Annotated in this window: 15 protein-coding genes; 8 read left to right on the forward strand and 7 right to left on the reverse strand. The window is 70.4% G+C overall.

Going from position 1 to position 14,719, the window contains the following annotated elements:
• The first annotated feature begins 12 nt into the window (after nucleotides 1-12).
• Nucleotides 13-840, forward strand: a complete 828-nt coding sequence (locus ACQEVO_RS07605) for a DUF4333 domain-containing protein (protein ID WP_432910301.1) — start codon at nucleotides 13-15, stop codon at nucleotides 838-840.
• Nucleotides 841-1,428: 588 nt separating this feature from the next.
• Here the strand turns inward: ACQEVO_RS07605 and ACQEVO_RS07610 are convergent.
• Nucleotides 1,429-2,397, reverse strand: a complete 969-nt coding sequence (locus ACQEVO_RS07610) for a 5'-3' exonuclease (protein WP_432910303.1) — start codon at nucleotides 2,395-2,397, stop codon at nucleotides 1,429-1,431.
• A 71-nt stretch (nucleotides 2,398-2,468) separates the two neighbouring features.
• On the opposite strand from ACQEVO_RS07610, the gene ACQEVO_RS07615 reads away from it, so the two are divergent.
• Nucleotides 2,469-3,602 carry a M24 family metallopeptidase gene (locus ACQEVO_RS07615; protein ID WP_432910306.1) on the forward strand — a complete coding sequence of 378 codons (1,134 nt, stop codon included), beginning with the start codon at nucleotides 2,469-2,471 and terminating at the stop codon, nucleotides 3,600-3,602.
• 100 nt (nucleotides 3,603-3,702) lie between these two features.
• On the opposite strand, the gene ACQEVO_RS07620 is transcribed toward ACQEVO_RS07615, so the two are convergent.
• The gene (locus tag ACQEVO_RS07620; RefSeq protein WP_432910308.1) at nucleotides 3,703-4,107 is read right to left on the reverse strand and encodes a pyridoxamine 5'-phosphate oxidase family protein; all 405 of its coding nucleotides are present in this window, start codon (nucleotides 4,105-4,107) and stop codon (nucleotides 3,703-3,705) included.
• Between the two features lie 223 nt (nucleotides 4,108-4,330).
• Here ACQEVO_RS07620 and ACQEVO_RS07625 point away from each other — a divergent pair, with 223 nt between their 5' ends.
• The 4 genes from ACQEVO_RS07625 to ACQEVO_RS07640 all read left to right on the forward strand — a co-directional run bounded on the left by ACQEVO_RS07625 (nucleotide 4,331) and on the right by ACQEVO_RS07640 (nucleotide 7,726).
• Nucleotides 4,331-5,095, forward strand: a complete 765-nt coding sequence (locus ACQEVO_RS07625; protein ID WP_432910311.1) for an SDR family NAD(P)-dependent oxidoreductase — start codon at nucleotides 4,331-4,333, stop codon at nucleotides 5,093-5,095.
• Nucleotides 5,096-5,399: 304 nt separating this feature from the next.
• Nucleotides 5,400-6,647, forward strand: a complete 1,248-nt coding sequence (cbiE, locus tag ACQEVO_RS07630; protein WP_432910314.1) for a precorrin-6y C5,15-methyltransferase (decarboxylating) subunit CbiE — start codon at nucleotides 5,400-5,402, stop codon at nucleotides 6,645-6,647.
• Between the two features lie 120 nt (nucleotides 6,648-6,767).
• Nucleotides 6,768-6,962 carry a hypothetical protein gene (locus ACQEVO_RS07635; RefSeq protein WP_432923388.1) on the forward strand — a complete coding sequence of 65 codons (195 nt, stop codon included), beginning with the start codon at nucleotides 6,768-6,770 and terminating at the stop codon, nucleotides 6,960-6,962.
• Nucleotides 6,959-7,726, forward strand: coding sequence for a cobalt-precorrin-6A reductase (locus tag ACQEVO_RS07640; protein WP_432922456.1), 768 nt, complete (start codon nucleotides 6,959-6,961; stop codon nucleotides 7,724-7,726). The genes ACQEVO_RS07635 and ACQEVO_RS07640 overlap by 4 nt, the downstream gene beginning before the upstream one ends.
• Nucleotides 7,727-8,046: 320 nt before the next feature.
• Here ACQEVO_RS07640 and ACQEVO_RS07645 read toward each other — a convergent pair whose 3' ends face one another.
• The 3 genes from ACQEVO_RS07645 to ACQEVO_RS07655 all read right to left on the reverse strand — a co-directional run bounded on the left by ACQEVO_RS07645 (nucleotide 8,047) and on the right by ACQEVO_RS07655 (nucleotide 10,892).
• Nucleotides 8,047-8,499, reverse strand: coding sequence for a PadR family transcriptional regulator (locus ACQEVO_RS07645; protein WP_432922459.1), 453 nt, complete (start codon nucleotides 8,497-8,499; stop codon nucleotides 8,047-8,049).
• A gap of 126 nt (nucleotides 8,500-8,625) precedes the next feature.
• On the reverse strand, nucleotides 8,626-10,260 hold the full coding sequence (locus ACQEVO_RS07650; protein WP_432910316.1) for a precorrin-2 C(20)-methyltransferase: 1,635 nt from the start codon (nucleotides 10,258-10,260) through the stop codon (nucleotides 8,626-8,628).
• Nucleotides 10,257-10,892, reverse strand: a complete 636-nt coding sequence (locus tag ACQEVO_RS07655) for a precorrin-8X methylmutase (protein WP_432910318.1) — start codon at nucleotides 10,890-10,892, stop codon at nucleotides 10,257-10,259. Before ACQEVO_RS07655 ends, ACQEVO_RS07650 begins: the two co-directional genes overlap by 4 nt.
• Nucleotides 10,893-11,264: 372 nt before the next feature.
• On the opposite strand from ACQEVO_RS07655, the gene ACQEVO_RS07660 reads away from it, so the two are divergent.
• Nucleotides 11,265-11,687 (forward strand): PPOX class F420-dependent oxidoreductase, encoded by a 423-nt coding sequence (locus ACQEVO_RS07660; protein ID WP_432910320.1) that lies wholly within the window; start codon nucleotides 11,265-11,267, stop codon nucleotides 11,685-11,687.
• Between the two features lie 36 nt (nucleotides 11,688-11,723).
• Here ACQEVO_RS07660 and ACQEVO_RS07665 read toward each other — a convergent pair whose 3' ends face one another.
• Entirely contained in the window at nucleotides 11,724-12,680 is a 957-nt protein-coding gene (locus tag ACQEVO_RS07665; protein WP_432910323.1) for an STM4015 family protein, read from the reverse strand.
• A gap of 339 nt (nucleotides 12,681-13,019) precedes the next feature.
• Complete coding sequence (locus tag ACQEVO_RS07670) at nucleotides 13,020-13,859, reverse strand: MerR family transcriptional regulator (protein ID WP_432910325.1); 840 nt, start codon at nucleotides 13,857-13,859, stop codon at nucleotides 13,020-13,022.
• Nucleotides 13,860-14,103: 244 nt separating this feature from the next.
• On the opposite strand from ACQEVO_RS07670, the gene ACQEVO_RS07675 reads away from it, so the two are divergent.
• Entirely contained in the window at nucleotides 14,104-14,718 is a 615-nt protein-coding gene (locus ACQEVO_RS07675) for a lipocalin family protein (protein WP_432910328.1), read from the forward strand.
• Nucleotide 14,719: the final 1 nt, after the last annotated feature.

The raw sequence follows: 14,719 nt of genomic DNA on the forward strand, positions 1-14,719 counted from the left end.
GGAGGCAACCAGATGAGCGGGCCGCACGGACCGAACGACGCCCCGGGGCCGGGGGAGGGACGTAACGATCCCACCCAGGTCTGGGGTGGCCAGCAGCCGCCCGGCGCGGCGCCGCAGTGGGGGAACCAGCCGCCCGCACAGCCCCCGAACGACCCGCAGCAGACGGCGGCCACCCAGAAATGGGGTGGCGATCAGGGCGGCCAGCAGTGGCAACCGGCCGCGCCGCAGCAACAGCAGCAGTGGAGCCAGCCGCAGCCGCAACCGCAGCAGCCGCAGCAATGGGGTGATCAGACCCAGCAGCAGTGGGGTCAGCAGCCCCCGCCGCAGCAATGGGGGGAGCCGTCCCAGCAGCAGTGGGGCGATCCGAACCAGCAGCAACAGCAGCAGCAGTGGAGCCAGCCGCAGCCGCAAGCTCAGCAGCCCCAGCCGCAGCAGTGGGGTCAGCAGCCGCAGGCGCAGTCGGGTCAGTGGGGGCAGCCGTCCCAGCAGCAGTGGGGTGCGCAGCCGCAGCCGCAGCAGTCCGGCGGCGGTAAAAAGACCGGCCTGATCGTCGGGCTGGCACTGCTGGGCGTGGTGGTCGTGGCCGGTGTCGTGGTGGCGATCCTGATGCTGACCGCCAAGGACGAACTCGATCAGGCCGCGGTGCAGACCGGGGTGACGAAGGTTCTCGAGGAGTCCTACGGGATCGAGGACGTCAAAGATGTCTCCTGCCCCGCGGGCCAGGAGGTCGCGGTGGACGCGACGTTCACCTGTGACCTCAAGGTCGGTGGCGAGGACAAGAAGGTCAACATCAAGATCACCAAGGAGGACGGGACCTACGAGGTCGGCCGCCCCAGCTGAGTTTTTGGCTGTGTTTTCGGCGCGCTGGCGCGCGCGGGGGTTCGGCCCCCTTGGTCCCTGCGTTCAGCCCGCGATACTCGCGGCTGCGCCGCATCGTCTCGCGGTCTGAACGCAGGGACGGGCCCGAACCCTGTAGATGCCTCGTTGGACACGGCGCCGCCGTGGTTGCGTTTAGTTCCGGGGTTGTGGGCGGTGCGAGTGCCTCGTTGGGCTCGGGGTCGCTGTGGTTGCGTTCTATTTCGGGGTTTGCGCCCACTGAGTGCCTCGTTGGGCTCGGCGCCGCCGTGGTTGCCTTCGGTTCGGGGTTGCAGGTGCCTCGGCGCCGCGATGTTGCGTTCGGTTTCGGGGTTATGGGTCGCTTGGTGCCTCGCTGAACTCGGCGCCTGGCCCTGGTCCATGATCTTGCAGACCGGCGGACGCCGTGGTTGCCTTCGATTCCGGGATAGTTGGCCTGCTGAGGGCCCCGCCGGTTCGGCCGACGGCGTCCCGCCGGCCGAGATCAGGATCGGCCCACTGGGGCCCGCCGTCGCGGACACCGCGATGTGCGCTGGGCGCGTTCGGTGCGGAATCGGACCCGGGGGGAGACTGTCAGGCGCAGGTCGCGAGGGCGGCGACCAGCCGTTTGACGGGGCTTTCGGCGTTGTAGCGGTGGGCCAGTTCGTCCAGCGCGTCGGCGTCGGCCGGGATGGGGTGCAGGGTATCGGGGCGGGACAGGATCACATCCGCGTCGCGGACCACCCGCACGACCGGTGCCGCGGCATCCAGGTAGCCGGCGGCGGCGCGCAGTTTCGCCCGGATGCCCTGGGCGAGATCGGCGCCGGGATCGTCCACGGCGGCGCGTAGGGCTTCCAGCGAGCCGAACCTGCTGATCAGCGTTGCCGCCGTTTTCTCCCCGATTCCGGCCGCGCCCGGCAGGCCGTCGGACGAATCGCCGCGCAGGGTCGCCATATCGGCGTAGGCGGGGCCCGCGTTTTCTTCCGGCACACCGTATTTGGCCGCCACCTCGGCGGGACCGAAGAGTTCGGCCTTGGCCAGCCCGCGGCCGGCGTACAGCACCCGCACGGGTGGTTCGGGGGTGTCGCGGACCAGCTGGAGCAGATCCCGGTCGCCACTGACCACCACCACCGGATCGGTGCGTTCGGTCGAGGCGAGGGTACCGAGTACATCGTCGGCTTCCAGCCCGGCCGCGCCGCCGGTAGCGATACCGGCCGCGGCCAGCACCTCCAGGATCATCTCGACCTGCGGCGTCAGCCGGTCCGGGACCACCTCGGCGCCGGGTTCGGCGTCGGCGGAGGTGTCCAGGCGATGCGTTTTGTAGGTCGGCACCAGGTCCACCCGGAACTGCGGCCGCCAATCGAGGTCCAGGCATACCACCAGACGGGCGGGGCGATGCCGGGTGATCAGGGCGGCCACCATATCGGTGAACCCGCGCACGGCGTTCACCGATCTGCCGTCCGGCGCGGTGATCTTGTCCGGGATGGCGTGGAAAGCCCGGAACCACAGACTCGCGCCGTCCAGCAGGAGCAGCGGACGCGGTGCGGATTCGGTCGTGTTCACCCGCCGGAATCTACCGGGCGCCACCGACCGATCCGGTGTGCCGTCCCCGAACCCGGGGTAAGTTCGAGATCATGAGTGCGCATACGGAGGCACGGTTCGCGGCCGAGGTCTACGAGCAGCGGCTGGAGCGGGCGGTACAGCTGATCCGCGCGGCGCATCTGGACGCCCTGCTCATCACTCCCGGCCCCGACCTGCGGTATCTCACCGGTTCGGCGGCGCAATCGTTCGAACGGCTCACCTGCCTGGTGATCACCGCCGATAAGGCCACGCCGTCGGTTGTCGTACCGAAACTGGAGGTGGCCGGGCTCGGGGAATCCGCGGTGGACGAACTCGGCCTGCGGGTCCTGGACTGGGTGGACGGCGTGGACCCCTACGAACTGGTGCAGTCGGCGCTGCATATCGGGTCGCGGGTGGCGGTCGCCGACGATATGCCCGCACGGCATCTGCTGCCGCTGGCGCACAGTTTCAGCGGGCTGCCCGTTTCGGCGACCCCGGTGCTGCGGGAACTGCGCATGATCAAGGATGCCGCCGAGATCGAGGCGCTGCGCCGGGCGGGCGCCGCCATCGATCGGGTTCATGCCCGGATGGGGGAATTCCTGCAGGCCGGCCGTACCGAGGCCGAGGTCGGCCGCGCCGTCACCGAGGCCATCGTCGCCGAGGGGCATACCGAGGCCGCGTTCGTCATCGTGGGCAGCGGGCCCAATGGGGCCGTACCGCACCACGAGGTGTCGGACCGGCGGATCGAGGCCGGCGATGTGGTGGTCGTCGATATCGGTGGCCCGGTGGAGCCGGGGTACTACTCGGATTCCACCCGGACCTATGTGCTCGGTGAGCCCACTCCGGAAATCGCCGCGCGCTGCGCCGAACTGGAACGCGCGCAGGCCGCGGCGGTGGCCGCCGTCCGCCCGGGTATCCCGGCCGCGGCGGTGGACGCGGCGGCCCGCGAACCGCTGGAAGCGGCCGGATTCGGTGCGGCGTTCGTGCACCGTACCGGTCACGGGATCGGCCTGTCGGTCCACGAGGAGCCGTATATCGTCGCGGGCAACGACCTGGAGCTGCGCCCCGGGATGGCGTTCAGTATCGAACCGGGAATCTACTTCCCGGGAGAATGGGGCGCCCGGATCGAGGACATCGTGGTGATCACCGAGGACGGCTGCGAATCGATGAACCAGCGCCCGCACGGTCTCACGGTGCTGCCCGCCTGACGCACATCCAGTGGGGAGCACCTGCCCACTGCACGGGGGGCTCGCACTCACGGCCGGTCGGCGGGAGGGGCCGGGGCGGTGGCGCGGCGAGATCGGTGTATCAGCCGTTCCGTAGCGCCACCCCGCACAGCACCCGCCGGACCTCGATGGCCAGGACCACGCGGGCCGGGTTCTCGCGCGGAGTGCGGTACCGCTCGGCGTAGCGGCGTTCGGCCTCCCGGACCTGCTCCGGCTCGTCCAGGACCGATACCGGGCCCTCGAGGGTCAGCCAGCGCCGCCCGTCGACCTGTCCGACCGCGGCGTAGCCCGACCGCCGGGCATTGCGGGCTTTCACCGACCCGCCACTGGTGATCACGCGGACCAGACCGGCGTCACCGTCCCAGGTGAAACCGACCGGGACGACGTGTGGGGTGCCGTCCGCCCGCAGAGTCGTGAGGGTGGCCAGATGACGCTCGGTGAGAAACTCCGCCGCTGCGGAGGTCAATTCGACAGTTGGGGTTGTCATAGGAGGACCGTAGCGTTCGGCGTGCCGGGGACGAGCACGCAGGCGGGGCGGAGCCTACATACCGGAAGCCTCGCGTGACCAGGGAAGTAGCATGCGCGAGCCGGGGCTGTGGGGTGGCAGGCAGCGTAACCCGGGCAGTCCCCGCACGCCCGATGGGCACTGTCCGGGGACTCGGCGTCTCCCGGTGCGGATCGTGCTACGCGCCGGATGACAGACTGAGCGCATGGTTGTGCGTCGTACACGAGGAATCGACCCGGGCACCGTGCTGGTGCTGGGTGGGCGCAGCGAGATCGGCCTGCAGGTGGCGCTGCGGCTGGCCCCCGGGCGGTCGGTGGTGCTGGCCGCGCGGCGCTGCGAGGAGCTGGACACCGAGACCGCGGCGCTCACCGCGGCGGGGGCGACGGCGGTGCATCCGGTTGAGTTCGACGCCGATGACACGGCGAGCCATCTCGCGCTGCTGAACAAGATCGTCGCCGACTACGGGCCGATCGGTGTCGCGGTCCTGGCGTTCGGTGTGCTGGGGGATCAGGCCCTCGCCGAAGCCGACCCCGGGCACGCGTTGTCGGTGATCCACACCGATTACGCCGCCCAGGTGAGCGTGCTGACCGTGCTGGCCAACGAGTTCCGCGCCCAGGGTAGCGGCCACCTCGTCGTCTTCAGTTCGGTCGCGGGCATCCGGGTGCGGCGCGCGAACTACGTCTACGGGTCGGCCAAAGCCGGTTTGGACGGTTTCGCCAATGGTCTGGCCGATGCGCTGCACGGGACCGGTGTGCACCTGCTGCTGGCGCGGCCCGGGTTCGTCACCGGCCGGATGACCGAGGGGATGAGCCCGGCACCGTTCGCCAGCACGCCGGACCAGGTGGCCGACGCGGTGGTCGGGGCGCTCGGCCGCCGCTCTGTTCGGGTGTGGATTCCCGGAATCCTGCGGCCGATCTTTTTCGGTATGCGCCTGCTGCCCCAGATCGTCTGGCGGCGGCTGCCGCGGTGAGCGCACGGGTGCCCCGCGAGTCACGGGTGCCCCGCGCCGACGGCCGGCTCCTCCCGATCGGTCCTCGACACGGGTGGCGCGATCCTCGGCGGTGCGGCGTCGTCCGGCCGTGGGGGGCGAGCGGCCCGAACACGGTGACCGGTGGCGGAATCGGGTTCGCCGGCCGCGGGACAGGTAGCCCGGCACGGCAACCTGCACCAGGTGACGGCTCGGCCGCCCGATGTGTTCGCAGTGCACGCGGAAGCCGGCGGCTCCGCGATGTACGCGGCGACGCCGACAGCGCTGGGGCGGGAAGGTGGCGAGGGTGAGCGCCGAACCGGCGCTGCGGTGGACCGGACCCCGAATTCCCGTGGTCGGTATCGGTGCCGACGGGTGGGCGGGCCTGCCCGAGACGGCGCGTGCGGCGCTGCGCGACTGCGCGGTAGTGCTGGGGTCGGCTCGGCAGCTGGCACTGTTACCGGAAGAGATCACCGCCGACCGGCAGACCTGGCCCTCGCCGCTGGTGCCGGCGCTGCCGGGGCTGCTCGCGGAACGGCAGGGCATCCGGCTCGGGGTACTCGCCAGCGGCGACCCCATGTACTACGGAATCGGGACCACCTTGGCGCGGCTGCTCGGACCCGGATCGCTGCGGGTGCTGCCCCAACCGTCCTCGGCATCGCTGGCCTGTGCCCGGCTCGGCTGGTCGTTGCCGGAGGTGTGCGTCGTGAGCGCGGTCGGCCGGCCGGTCCGGCGGTTGCTGCCGGAACTGGCGGAGGGGCGGCAGGTCCTCGTGCTGAGCGCCGATGCCGCGACCCCCGCCGCCGTTGTGGAACTGTTGCGGCGCAACGGTTTCGGTCCCTCGGAGGTCACGGTTCTCGAACAACTCGGGGGACCGGCCGAACGAATGGTCGCGGGCCGCGCCGCGGAGTGGGGGGAACCTCCCGGTGATCCGCTCAACATCGTCGCGATAGCGGTGCGTGGCGAACCCGGAAGGCTGCGCCTCACCCGGGTTCCGGGTCTGCCCGACGCCGCCTACACCGGTGACGGGCAGCTCACCAAGGCGGAGGTCCGGGTGCTGACCCTGGCCGCGCTGGCGCCGGCTCCCGGGGAGACACTGTGGGATATCGGCGGCGGGTCCGGCAGTATCGCCATCGAATGGTGCCGGACGCATCCGGCGTGCCGGGCGGTGACGTTCGAAACGCTGGACCGGCGCCGGGAACAGATCACCGCGAACGCGACGGAACTCGGTGTACCCGAGATCGAGGTGCGCGGGGAGGCCGTCGCCGAACTCTCCGGTGATTCCGTCCCGGGTGCTCCCGACGCGATCTTCCTCGGCGGCGGCCTCACCGTACCGGGATTGTTCGACCACTGCTGGTCGCGATTGCCCGTGGGCGGGCGGATGGTGGCCAATGCGGTGACCGCGGAATCGGAGGCGCTGCTGCTTTCGTGGTCGGCCGCGTATGGCGGAAGCCTGCGGCGGTACCAGATCTACCGGGGGGAACCATTGGGCCGATTCACCACTTGGCGGCCGCAGCTACCGGTGACGCAGTGGTCGGTGGTGAAGGAGTCCTAGCGAACGGTGTTGCGGTTCGAACGGACGAATCGGACAGCGGTAGTTCGGACAGCGGTAGTAATGTCACGAAATGTTCCGAGCACGGGTCACCGGACTCGTGCGCAACGGGGAGATTCGATAGTGAGAGACAAGCAGTTCGCCGCTCCCGTGATCATGGCGGCCGCGGCCACCGGTATCGCCGCCGGCACCGGCTTCCTGTTCCCGGGTATCGGTCTGCTGCCGGGCGCGATCATCGGCGCCGGGATCGGTCTCGCGGTCGCCAGTGGCCCGCCGCTGTTCAACTCGGCGCTCGCGTACTTCAGCGGGCAGCCCTGAGAATCCTGCTGCTGGGCGGAACCGGGGAGGCCCGGGAACTCGCCCACGTACTGTCCGGCGAGCGAGGACTCGAGATCGTGTCCTCGCTCGCCGGTCGCGTTGCCGACCCGGTCAACCCCGGCGGACAGGTGCGGGTCGGCGGCTTCGGTGGGGTCGACGGATTGCGGGACTGGCTGGCCGGCAACCGGATCGAGCTGGTCGTCGATGCCACGCACCCCTTCGCCGCGACCATGACCGAACATGCCGCACGGGCGACCGCGGATCTCGGTCTGCCCATGCTGCGGCTGAACCGTCCCGGCTGGACCGCCGGTCCCGGCGACCGCTGGCTCCGGGTACCCGATATGAATTCTGCCGCAGCGGTTTCCGCGGACACCGGAAGCCGGATTCTGCTCACCATCGGCAGACAAGGGGTCGGCGCGTTCGCCGGTTACACCAAGCCCTGGTTCCTGATCCGCGCCATCGACCCGCCCGAATCCACGCTACCGCCCCGGCATGAACTTTTGCTGGCGCGAGGGCCTTTCACCGTGGCGGCGGAAGCCGAACTCCTCGACCGCCACCGTATCGAGGTGCTGGTCACCAAGGACAGCGGCGGTGACGCCACGGCCGCCAAACTCGTCGCCGCCAGGGACAAGGGTATTCCCGTGGTGATCGTGGACCGTCCGTCCGCCCCTGCCGGTCTCGTCGAAGTCTCCTCCGTCACCGCAGTACACACCTGGGTGACCGAATACGCGGCTGCAAAAGGTAATCGCCCCGCTGAAGCGTAGTTGCCCGGCTGCCCCCGCAAAAGGCCGCCCGGATGCCTTTCGGGGCGCGGGCTTCCCGGTCCGGTTGCGTGATCGAGTGCCGCAGTTTCCGTCATGGGCCGGTTGTCCAGTAATCGAATCGGGTGACAGCGCGATCGCCGCGAAAGTGCCCGCTCTGCCCGGGCGCCGCCGCGGGGGCGACACCCTCCGCCTTCTCCGAAATCCTGAGCACACGGACTCGGCAGTACAGGTCACCCATGCCCGCCACGGAGGGCGAGAGTCCCCGATCGCGACGGTCCTCGCGCTCGGTCGGCCTCCGCCGACGTACTCCGGGCGCCGGATCAGGAGGTGAGTAGGTCCGGCAGCCGGTCGAACCATTCGAGGACCGCGCATTCGTATCCGATCCCGAATTCCAGCGTCGCGCGGGCATGCGGGGGCAGGGCCCGGGCGTTCTCGGCCCGGTAGCGGTCCAGGCGTTCCTGGTGGACCTTGCGGCTGTTGTCGATGATCGCGGACAGGTGGGCGGGGTCCAGATGGCCGCCGAAATGCAGGGTGAGCAGCAGCGGGAATCGGATGGTCTCCGCGCCCGGATCACGCGCGATCCATTCGGCGAACTCCGCGCGGCCCGCCTCGGTGATCCGGTACGGGGTGCGTTCCCGCGCACCGGTTTCGCCTTTCACCACCAGACCCGCCGCGTCCATGGTGGCCAGTTCCCGGTAGACCTGGCTCTGGGTGATGGTCCAGAAATCGCCGATCCGTTCCTGGGCCAGTGTCACCAGATCCCAGCCCGACATGGGCCCCTCGTGCAGGAAACCCAGCAGTGAGGCGGCCGTGGAGTTCAGCGGCCGCTTCCGTTTGCCGTTCACCACGTGTCCTTCCGCCGGTGTTATTCCACAGTGGAATGATATCGGATCGCGGTCTCAGCCGTGATAGCGCCGTGCGGTGTAGACACGAGGCGCGGCGGCGTCACCGACTACCGCGGTGGTCGAGGCGCCGATGATCAGCAACGTGCGCATATCCACCTCGGCGGGGTCCAGATCGCCCAATGCCACCACCCGGACCGATTCCGCCGGGCCCCCGACATCGCGGCCGAGCACCACCGGGGTGTCCGGGGCGCGGTGTTCGAGCAGGATGTCCTTCATCGACCCCACCTGCCAGGTGCGTTTGCTGGAGGCGGGGTTGTAGACCGCGATCGTCATATCCGCGGCGGCCACCGCCGCCAGGCGCCGGGCCACCACGTCCCAGGGTTTGAGCCGGTCGGACAGTGAGATGGTCGCGTAGTCGTGACCCAACGGGGCCCCGACCCGGCTGGCCACCGCGTTCGCGGCCGTCACCCCGGGCAGCACCCGCACCGGGACCTCCGCCCACTGCGGGTCGGCGGATTCCTCGAGGACAGCGGCGGCCATGGCGAACACCCCGGGATCGCCGGAGGACACCACGGCTACCCGACCGCCCCGTTTGGCGAGGTCCAGCGCCATCGCGGCGCGTTCGGACTCCACCTTGTTGTCGCTGGCGTGCCGGCGTTGTCCCGGGCTGACCGGTACGCGGTCGATGTAGGTGGTGTAACCGACGAGATCGGTCGCGGTGGCGAGTGCCGCGGTGACCTCGGGGGTGGTCCACGCGGTATCACCCGGGCCGAGACCGACGACCACCACCTCACCGGGCCCGGAGCCGGACTGCTGCGCGGGCTCGCGGAACATCGCGGCGCGCACACCGGCTGTGGTCTCCCCGCCGGGGGCGGCACCCGCTGATCCGGTGTCCTCGAGGCTCTGCTCGCCGGGACCGGTGCACTCGGACCCGGGGTTCGGCCGGCCGGGGAGCGCGGTGGTCGGTTCCGGTCCCGGGACGATGGTGATCGCGAAATACGGGACCTGCGAATCGTCTACATCGCCGGCGGCCAGGACGCGTTCGCGGCCGGTGCTGGCCCGTTCCACGTAGTAGGCGCGGTCGAGGCGCCCGGAGTCGGCGAGAGCCTTGCGGACCGCCGGGTAGGTGCGGCCCAGTTTCATGATCGCGGCCGCATCGGTGCCGGCGAGCCGGCGGGTGAGTTCGTCGGGATCCATCGTGCCGGGCAGTACGGTGAGGACCTGTTCGCCCTCCACCAGCGGAGTGCCCAGCGCCGCCGTCGCCGCGCTCACCGAGGTGATGCCCGGGATGATCTCCGCCTCGAACCGGTCGGCCAGCCGCCGGTGCATATGCATGTACGAGCTGTAGAACAGCGGGTCACCGGCGGCGAGCAGGGCCACCGAACGGCCCGCCGCCAGATGCGCGGCCAGCCGTTCGGCGGCCGCGGCGTAGAACTCGTCGATGGCGCCCTGATATCCGCCGGGGTGGTCGGTCGTCTCGGTGGTGACCGGGTAGATCAGGTGCTCCTCGAGCTGCCCCGGCCGCATATACGGTGCCGCGATACCGCGGGAGATGCTGCGGCCGTGCCGGGCGCTGTGGAAGGCGATCACATCGGCCTCGGCGATGATCCGGGCCGCCTTCACCGTCACCAGTTCCGGGTCCCCCGGCCCCAGTCCGACACCCCACAGTTTCCCGGTCCGCACTGTCATTCCTTCTCGCTCGCGATCGCGTTCAATGCCGAGGCGGTGATGGCGCTGCCGCCACGCCGTCCCCGGACCGTCAGATACTCCAGGCCCGTGGTTTCGGTGAGTGCTTCCTTGGATTCGGCGGCACCCACGAAGCCCACCGGAATTCCGAGCACCGCCGCCGGTGCGGGCGCCCCGGCGGCGACCATGTCCAGGAGATGGAACAGTGCGGTCGGTGCGTTGCCGATGGCCACCACGGCGCCGCCGAGCCGGTCGCGCCACAGTTCGAGCGCGGCCGCCGACCGGGTGGTGCCCAGCCGGGCGGCGAGATCGGGGACCCGCGGGTCGCGGAGCAGGCAGAGCACCTCGTTGTCCGCGGGCAGCCGGGCTCGGGTGACCCCCGAGGCCACCATGTTCGCATCGCAGAGGATCGGCGCACCCGCCCGCAGGGCCTGCCGCGCGGCGGCGACGACACCGGGCGTGAACGCGATATCGCCGGCCAGATCGACCTGACCGCAGCCGTGGATCATCCGCACCACCACCTGCGCGATATCCGCCGGAAACCGGTCCAGCTCGGCTTCGGAACGGATGATCGCGAACGATCGGCGGTAGATCTCACCCGCGTCGGTGAGATAGCCGGTGCGTGTATCGGACATGCGCACACCCTATGCGGCGCCCCGCGCTGCGAGCCGCTGTGGGTGGGCACCGGCCCGTGGCCTGCCCTCGCATGACCGCGCGGTGCGGCGCTGGCGCTCGATGCGTCCGGGAGTTGCCGGCGGGCGATCACGGTGTCGGGCGTTAGTGGCAGCCCCCGCCACTGTGCGGAACAGACGCGGCGCGGGGGTGGTCCGGATGCGCGTCGAGTACCTTGGCGGGGCTCGCACGGTCGAACGGCATACGCCCCGCGCCGATCTCCCGGGCAAGACGCCATCCGGGCCGGCGTGGTGAAACGGACCGTATGTTGCCCGGTTTCCGGGTAGTCCTCGGGTACAACAGGGAAACCGCTACCGACCGAGTGAGGAGCCGCCATGTCGACACCGCCGCTGCCCCCGGAGGCCACCGAAATGCTCGCCCGGGCCAACCCGTGCACCGTCACCACGCTGCGGTCGGACGGTGCGCCGGTCTCCACCGCCACCTGGTACCTGTGGGAGGACGGGCAGGTCCTGTTGAACATGGACGACGGCCGGGTGCGGCTGACGCATCTGCGCCGGGATCCCCGGGTCTCCCTCACGGTGCTCGACGAAGGGAATTGGTACAACCACATCAGCCTGCTCGGCCGGGTAGTGGAACTCCGCGCCGACGCGGACCTTTCGGTGATCGACCGGATGTCGCGGCTGTACACGGGCAATCCCTACCCGAACCGGGTCCGGACCCGGACGACGGCGGTGGTCGCCGTCGACCGCTGGCACGGCTGGGGTGCGTTCAAGGACAGCAACCAGGCATCCACCTGAGCGCCACCGGGCCGGAGCCGGTGGCGTATCGGCGTCCTACTCGCCGACCGATACGTAGCGCCACACCTCGCCGTCGTCGACGTCCTCTTCCGCATCGCCGGGATCGAGATCCAGGCGCACACCGGCGGGTTCGAGCACCTCGCGCAGCCGGGTGCGCATTTCCGCACCGAGGTAGTTGTGATGCAGGTCCAGGCTGCGCAGATGGGTGAGCGGCTGACCGCTCAGCAGCGCGGCCGCGCCGTCGTCGGTGAGGACGCCCAGCGACAGGTCCACTGTCTCGAGCCGCGCCACCACCGGCGCCGCCGCCACCGCCGCGCAGATCCGGTCCTGGATCTCGCTGTTGCGCAACGCCAGGTGCCGCAGGTTCGGGAATTGCTCGCCGCCGAACAGGGGCGCCAGATCGGCGGGCTCGGCATCGCCGCCGTAATCCGGTGTACCCAGCCACAATTCGAGATTCGTGAGCGCGGGCAGCTCGCTCCCGGTGATCCCGCGGACGGCGGCCGCCGGCAGCCCACCTGCCTCGACGGTCAGTTTCCGCAGGTGTTCGTGCCGGACCGCGTCGAAGACGAGTCCCGTGCCACCGCGTATCCCGAGCTCCGTCAGCTCCGGGTACGCCTGCAGTAGCGGCGTGATACGACCCTGGGTGATCCAGGAGATCTCACATTCCTCGCCGATGATGTCGCCGAGGAAGACCGCGCGCAGGCGCGGCAACCGCTCGCGGGCCGCGATCAGGGCGTCGATCACCTTGTCGGCGCTGGAATCGTAGGCTTCCGGCCAGCAGCCCACGATGATCGTGGTGACCGACGACGCATCGACGGTGGCGAGAAACCGCGTGAAGGTCTCCTCCCAGGTGCGCTCGCCGTCCCAGCCGTTCTCGGCGATCCGCCAGGCCGCGGCATCCGCCGCGGGCAGCGCCGCGCTCGTTTCGCTGCCCGGTTCGAGGAAGTCGACGGCCGGCAGGCCGCCGAACTCCTCGAGATATTCGATGATCATGATGCGCTGCACCTCTCGTCACGCCGGCCCCTCGGCCCGGATCGCCGAGGGGATTCATATCAACTCGCCCCGACATCCGCGCGGCAAGCGGCACGGCGGAGTCATTCCGGTGCACTGCCACAGCGGCTTGTTCAACCGCTGTGCCAGTGCACGATCCGGCTTCGGGTCTATCTCTTCGGCCGGGACAACACCCATGGCGCCATATCCGCCACCCGCGCGATGTTGAATCGCCTATGCATCGTTCGTTCGCCAGGTCCCGTGAGGGGCAAGTGCGGCCCGCGTCGGCCGGAACCCGGTGTCCCCGTGGCACGCCCGGGCCGGAAGGTGGCCGGATAGTGGTCAGGTCAGTTGATCGACAGCCTCCGTCAGGCTGGTGAGCCGCTGGATTCCGGCCGGCAGGATGACTGCGTCCCAGCCGGGGCCACCGGCGTACACCCGGGCGCCGGCGGCGGCGCCGGCGCGCACGGCGGAGGTCGGTGCGGTCGATTCGTGGTGTGACCACAGCACCAGATCCGCCGCGCCGGGGAGGCGGGCCAGCGTATCGGTCAGGGCGGCGGTGGGCACGTCGGCGCCGAGCATATGCGCGCCGACCTCACGCTCGGCCAGTGCGGCCCGCAGCACTTCCAGGGGCAGGGCGTGGTTCTCCCCGGCGGTGCAGGCCAGCACGATCGGGTGCGGGCGCAGCCGGTCCGGCGGGTACGCGCGGTGCAGCACCGACGTGATGCACCAGGACAGCAGGTGTTCGACATCGATACAACCCTCACCGCTGTCCTGCCGGGCGACGATCTCGGCGAATGCGGGCCGGCACAGTAGTTCCCAGGTGTCCACTACTCCGAAGGTGTGCAGGTGCGCGCTCAACTGGGTGGTCACCGCCCGGTAGTCGAGGCGGAAGGCGGCGGTGAGCAGGGTGGTCCGGTCGCCCGGGGCGGCCGCCGGGGCCCGGACCGCGGCGGCGGCCCCGGCCGGGGTGGCGCCCGCGGCGATGAGTTCGAGCATCCGCCGCAACTGGTCGATATCGTCCTCGCTGTAGAGGCGGTGGGTGCCCGGCCGGTGACCGGTGGGCCCGATCTCGTAGCGCCGGTTCCAACTCCGCAGCGTCGCCGTCGGGATACCGAGACGGTCCGCGACCGCGCGGACGGTGAAACCGGCGGGGGGAGTGGGACCGGTGCGAGCAGACATCGTCTTATTGTGCCCAGTCCGGTGCGCGGCCCCGGCCGGGCCGGGTCATCGGGGCCGCGGCGGCGCCGCGCCGCGCGCGGAGACGTCGGCGCCGCGCTGCCGGCACCGCCCTACCGCGGGTTCGGGCCGAGCGCCGCCGCGCCGGTATCGCTGTCATTTTCTCCTCCTGCACGCCGCCTGTCTGCATCGATTATGCATCTATATGAGTAGGCTGGACGGCATCGCCTTCCTAGGAGGAGTCACCGTGATCGCACATCGAGTAACTCGCCGCACCCTCGCCCTTGCCTCCGCCCTCCTCGCCTTCGGTGCGCTGACCGCAGGTACCGCCGTCGCTCAGCCGGCACCGCCCGCCGGCCCGGCGCCCGTACCGAGCCTCGATCTGAACCGCTACCTCGGCACCTGGAACCAGCTCGCGGCCGTCCCGCAGCCGTTCAATCTGGAATGCGCCCGCGACACCCGCGCGGAGTACACACTGGACCCGCAAGGCAACGTCGGCGTGTACAACCAGTGCACGACGTGGTCCGGCGGCCGCAACGAGATCCGCGGCACCGCGAAGGTCAACGATCCGGTCACCCGGGCGCAACTGCATGTGAGTTTCCCGGGGGTCCCCGGCCAGGATGCGGTGGACGGCCCGACCAACTACATCGTCACCGCCCTGGCCCCCGACTATTCGTGGGCGCTGGTGACCGATCCGAGCCGGCTCTCCGGTTTCGTGCTCGCCCGCGCCGCGGCATTGGACGCGGCCACCTGGCGGCAGGTCCGTTCCGCGATCGAAGCGGCCGGCCAGAGTCCGTGCCTGTATCTCACCTCACCGACTACCGGCGGCATAGCCGAAATCGCTCCGTTGTGCCTGCGCTGAG

The sequence above is a fragment of the Nocardia sp. CA-290969 genome (assembly GCF_050936135.1).
Classification (GTDB): domain Bacteria; phylum Actinomycetota; class Actinomycetes; order Mycobacteriales; family Mycobacteriaceae; genus Nocardia.

What these genes read in the sequence shown, in the direction of transcription:
- ACQEVO_RS07605 (WP_432910301.1), top strand. Translation starts at nt 13, where the DNA reads ATGAGCGGGCCGCACGGACCGAACGACGCCCCGGGGCCGGGGGAGGGA.
- ACQEVO_RS07615 (WP_432910306.1), top strand. Translation starts at nt 2,469, where the DNA reads ATGAGTGCGCATACGGAGGCACGGTTCGCGGCCGAGGTCTACGAGCAG.
- ACQEVO_RS07620 (WP_432910308.1), bottom strand. Translation starts at nt 4,107, where the DNA reads ATGACAACCCCAACTGTCGAATTGACCTCCGCAGCGGCGGAGTTTCTC.
- ACQEVO_RS07625 (WP_432910311.1), top strand. Translation starts at nt 4,331, where the DNA reads ATGGTTGTGCGTCGTACACGAGGAATCGACCCGGGCACCGTGCTGGTG.
- ACQEVO_RS07645 (WP_432922459.1), bottom strand. Translation starts at nt 8,499, where the DNA reads ATGTCGGGCTGGGATCTGGTGACACTGGCCCAGGAACGGATCGGCGAT.
- ACQEVO_RS07650 (WP_432910316.1), bottom strand. Translation starts at nt 10,260, where the DNA reads ATGACAGTGCGGACCGGGAAACTGTGGGGTGTCGGACTGGGGCCGGGG.
- ACQEVO_RS07655 (WP_432910318.1), bottom strand. Translation starts at nt 10,892, where the DNA reads ATGTCCGATACACGCACCGGCTATCTCACCGACGCGGGTGAGATCTAC.
- ACQEVO_RS07660 (WP_432910320.1), top strand. Translation starts at nt 11,265, where the DNA reads ATGTCGACACCGCCGCTGCCCCCGGAGGCCACCGAAATGCTCGCCCGG.
- ACQEVO_RS07665 (WP_432910323.1), bottom strand. Translation starts at nt 12,680, where the DNA reads ATGATCATCGAATATCTCGAGGAGTTCGGCGGCCTGCCGGCCGTCGAC.
- ACQEVO_RS07670 (WP_432910325.1), bottom strand. Translation starts at nt 13,859, where the DNA reads ATGTCTGCTCGCACCGGTCCCACTCCCCCCGCCGGTTTCACCGTCCGC.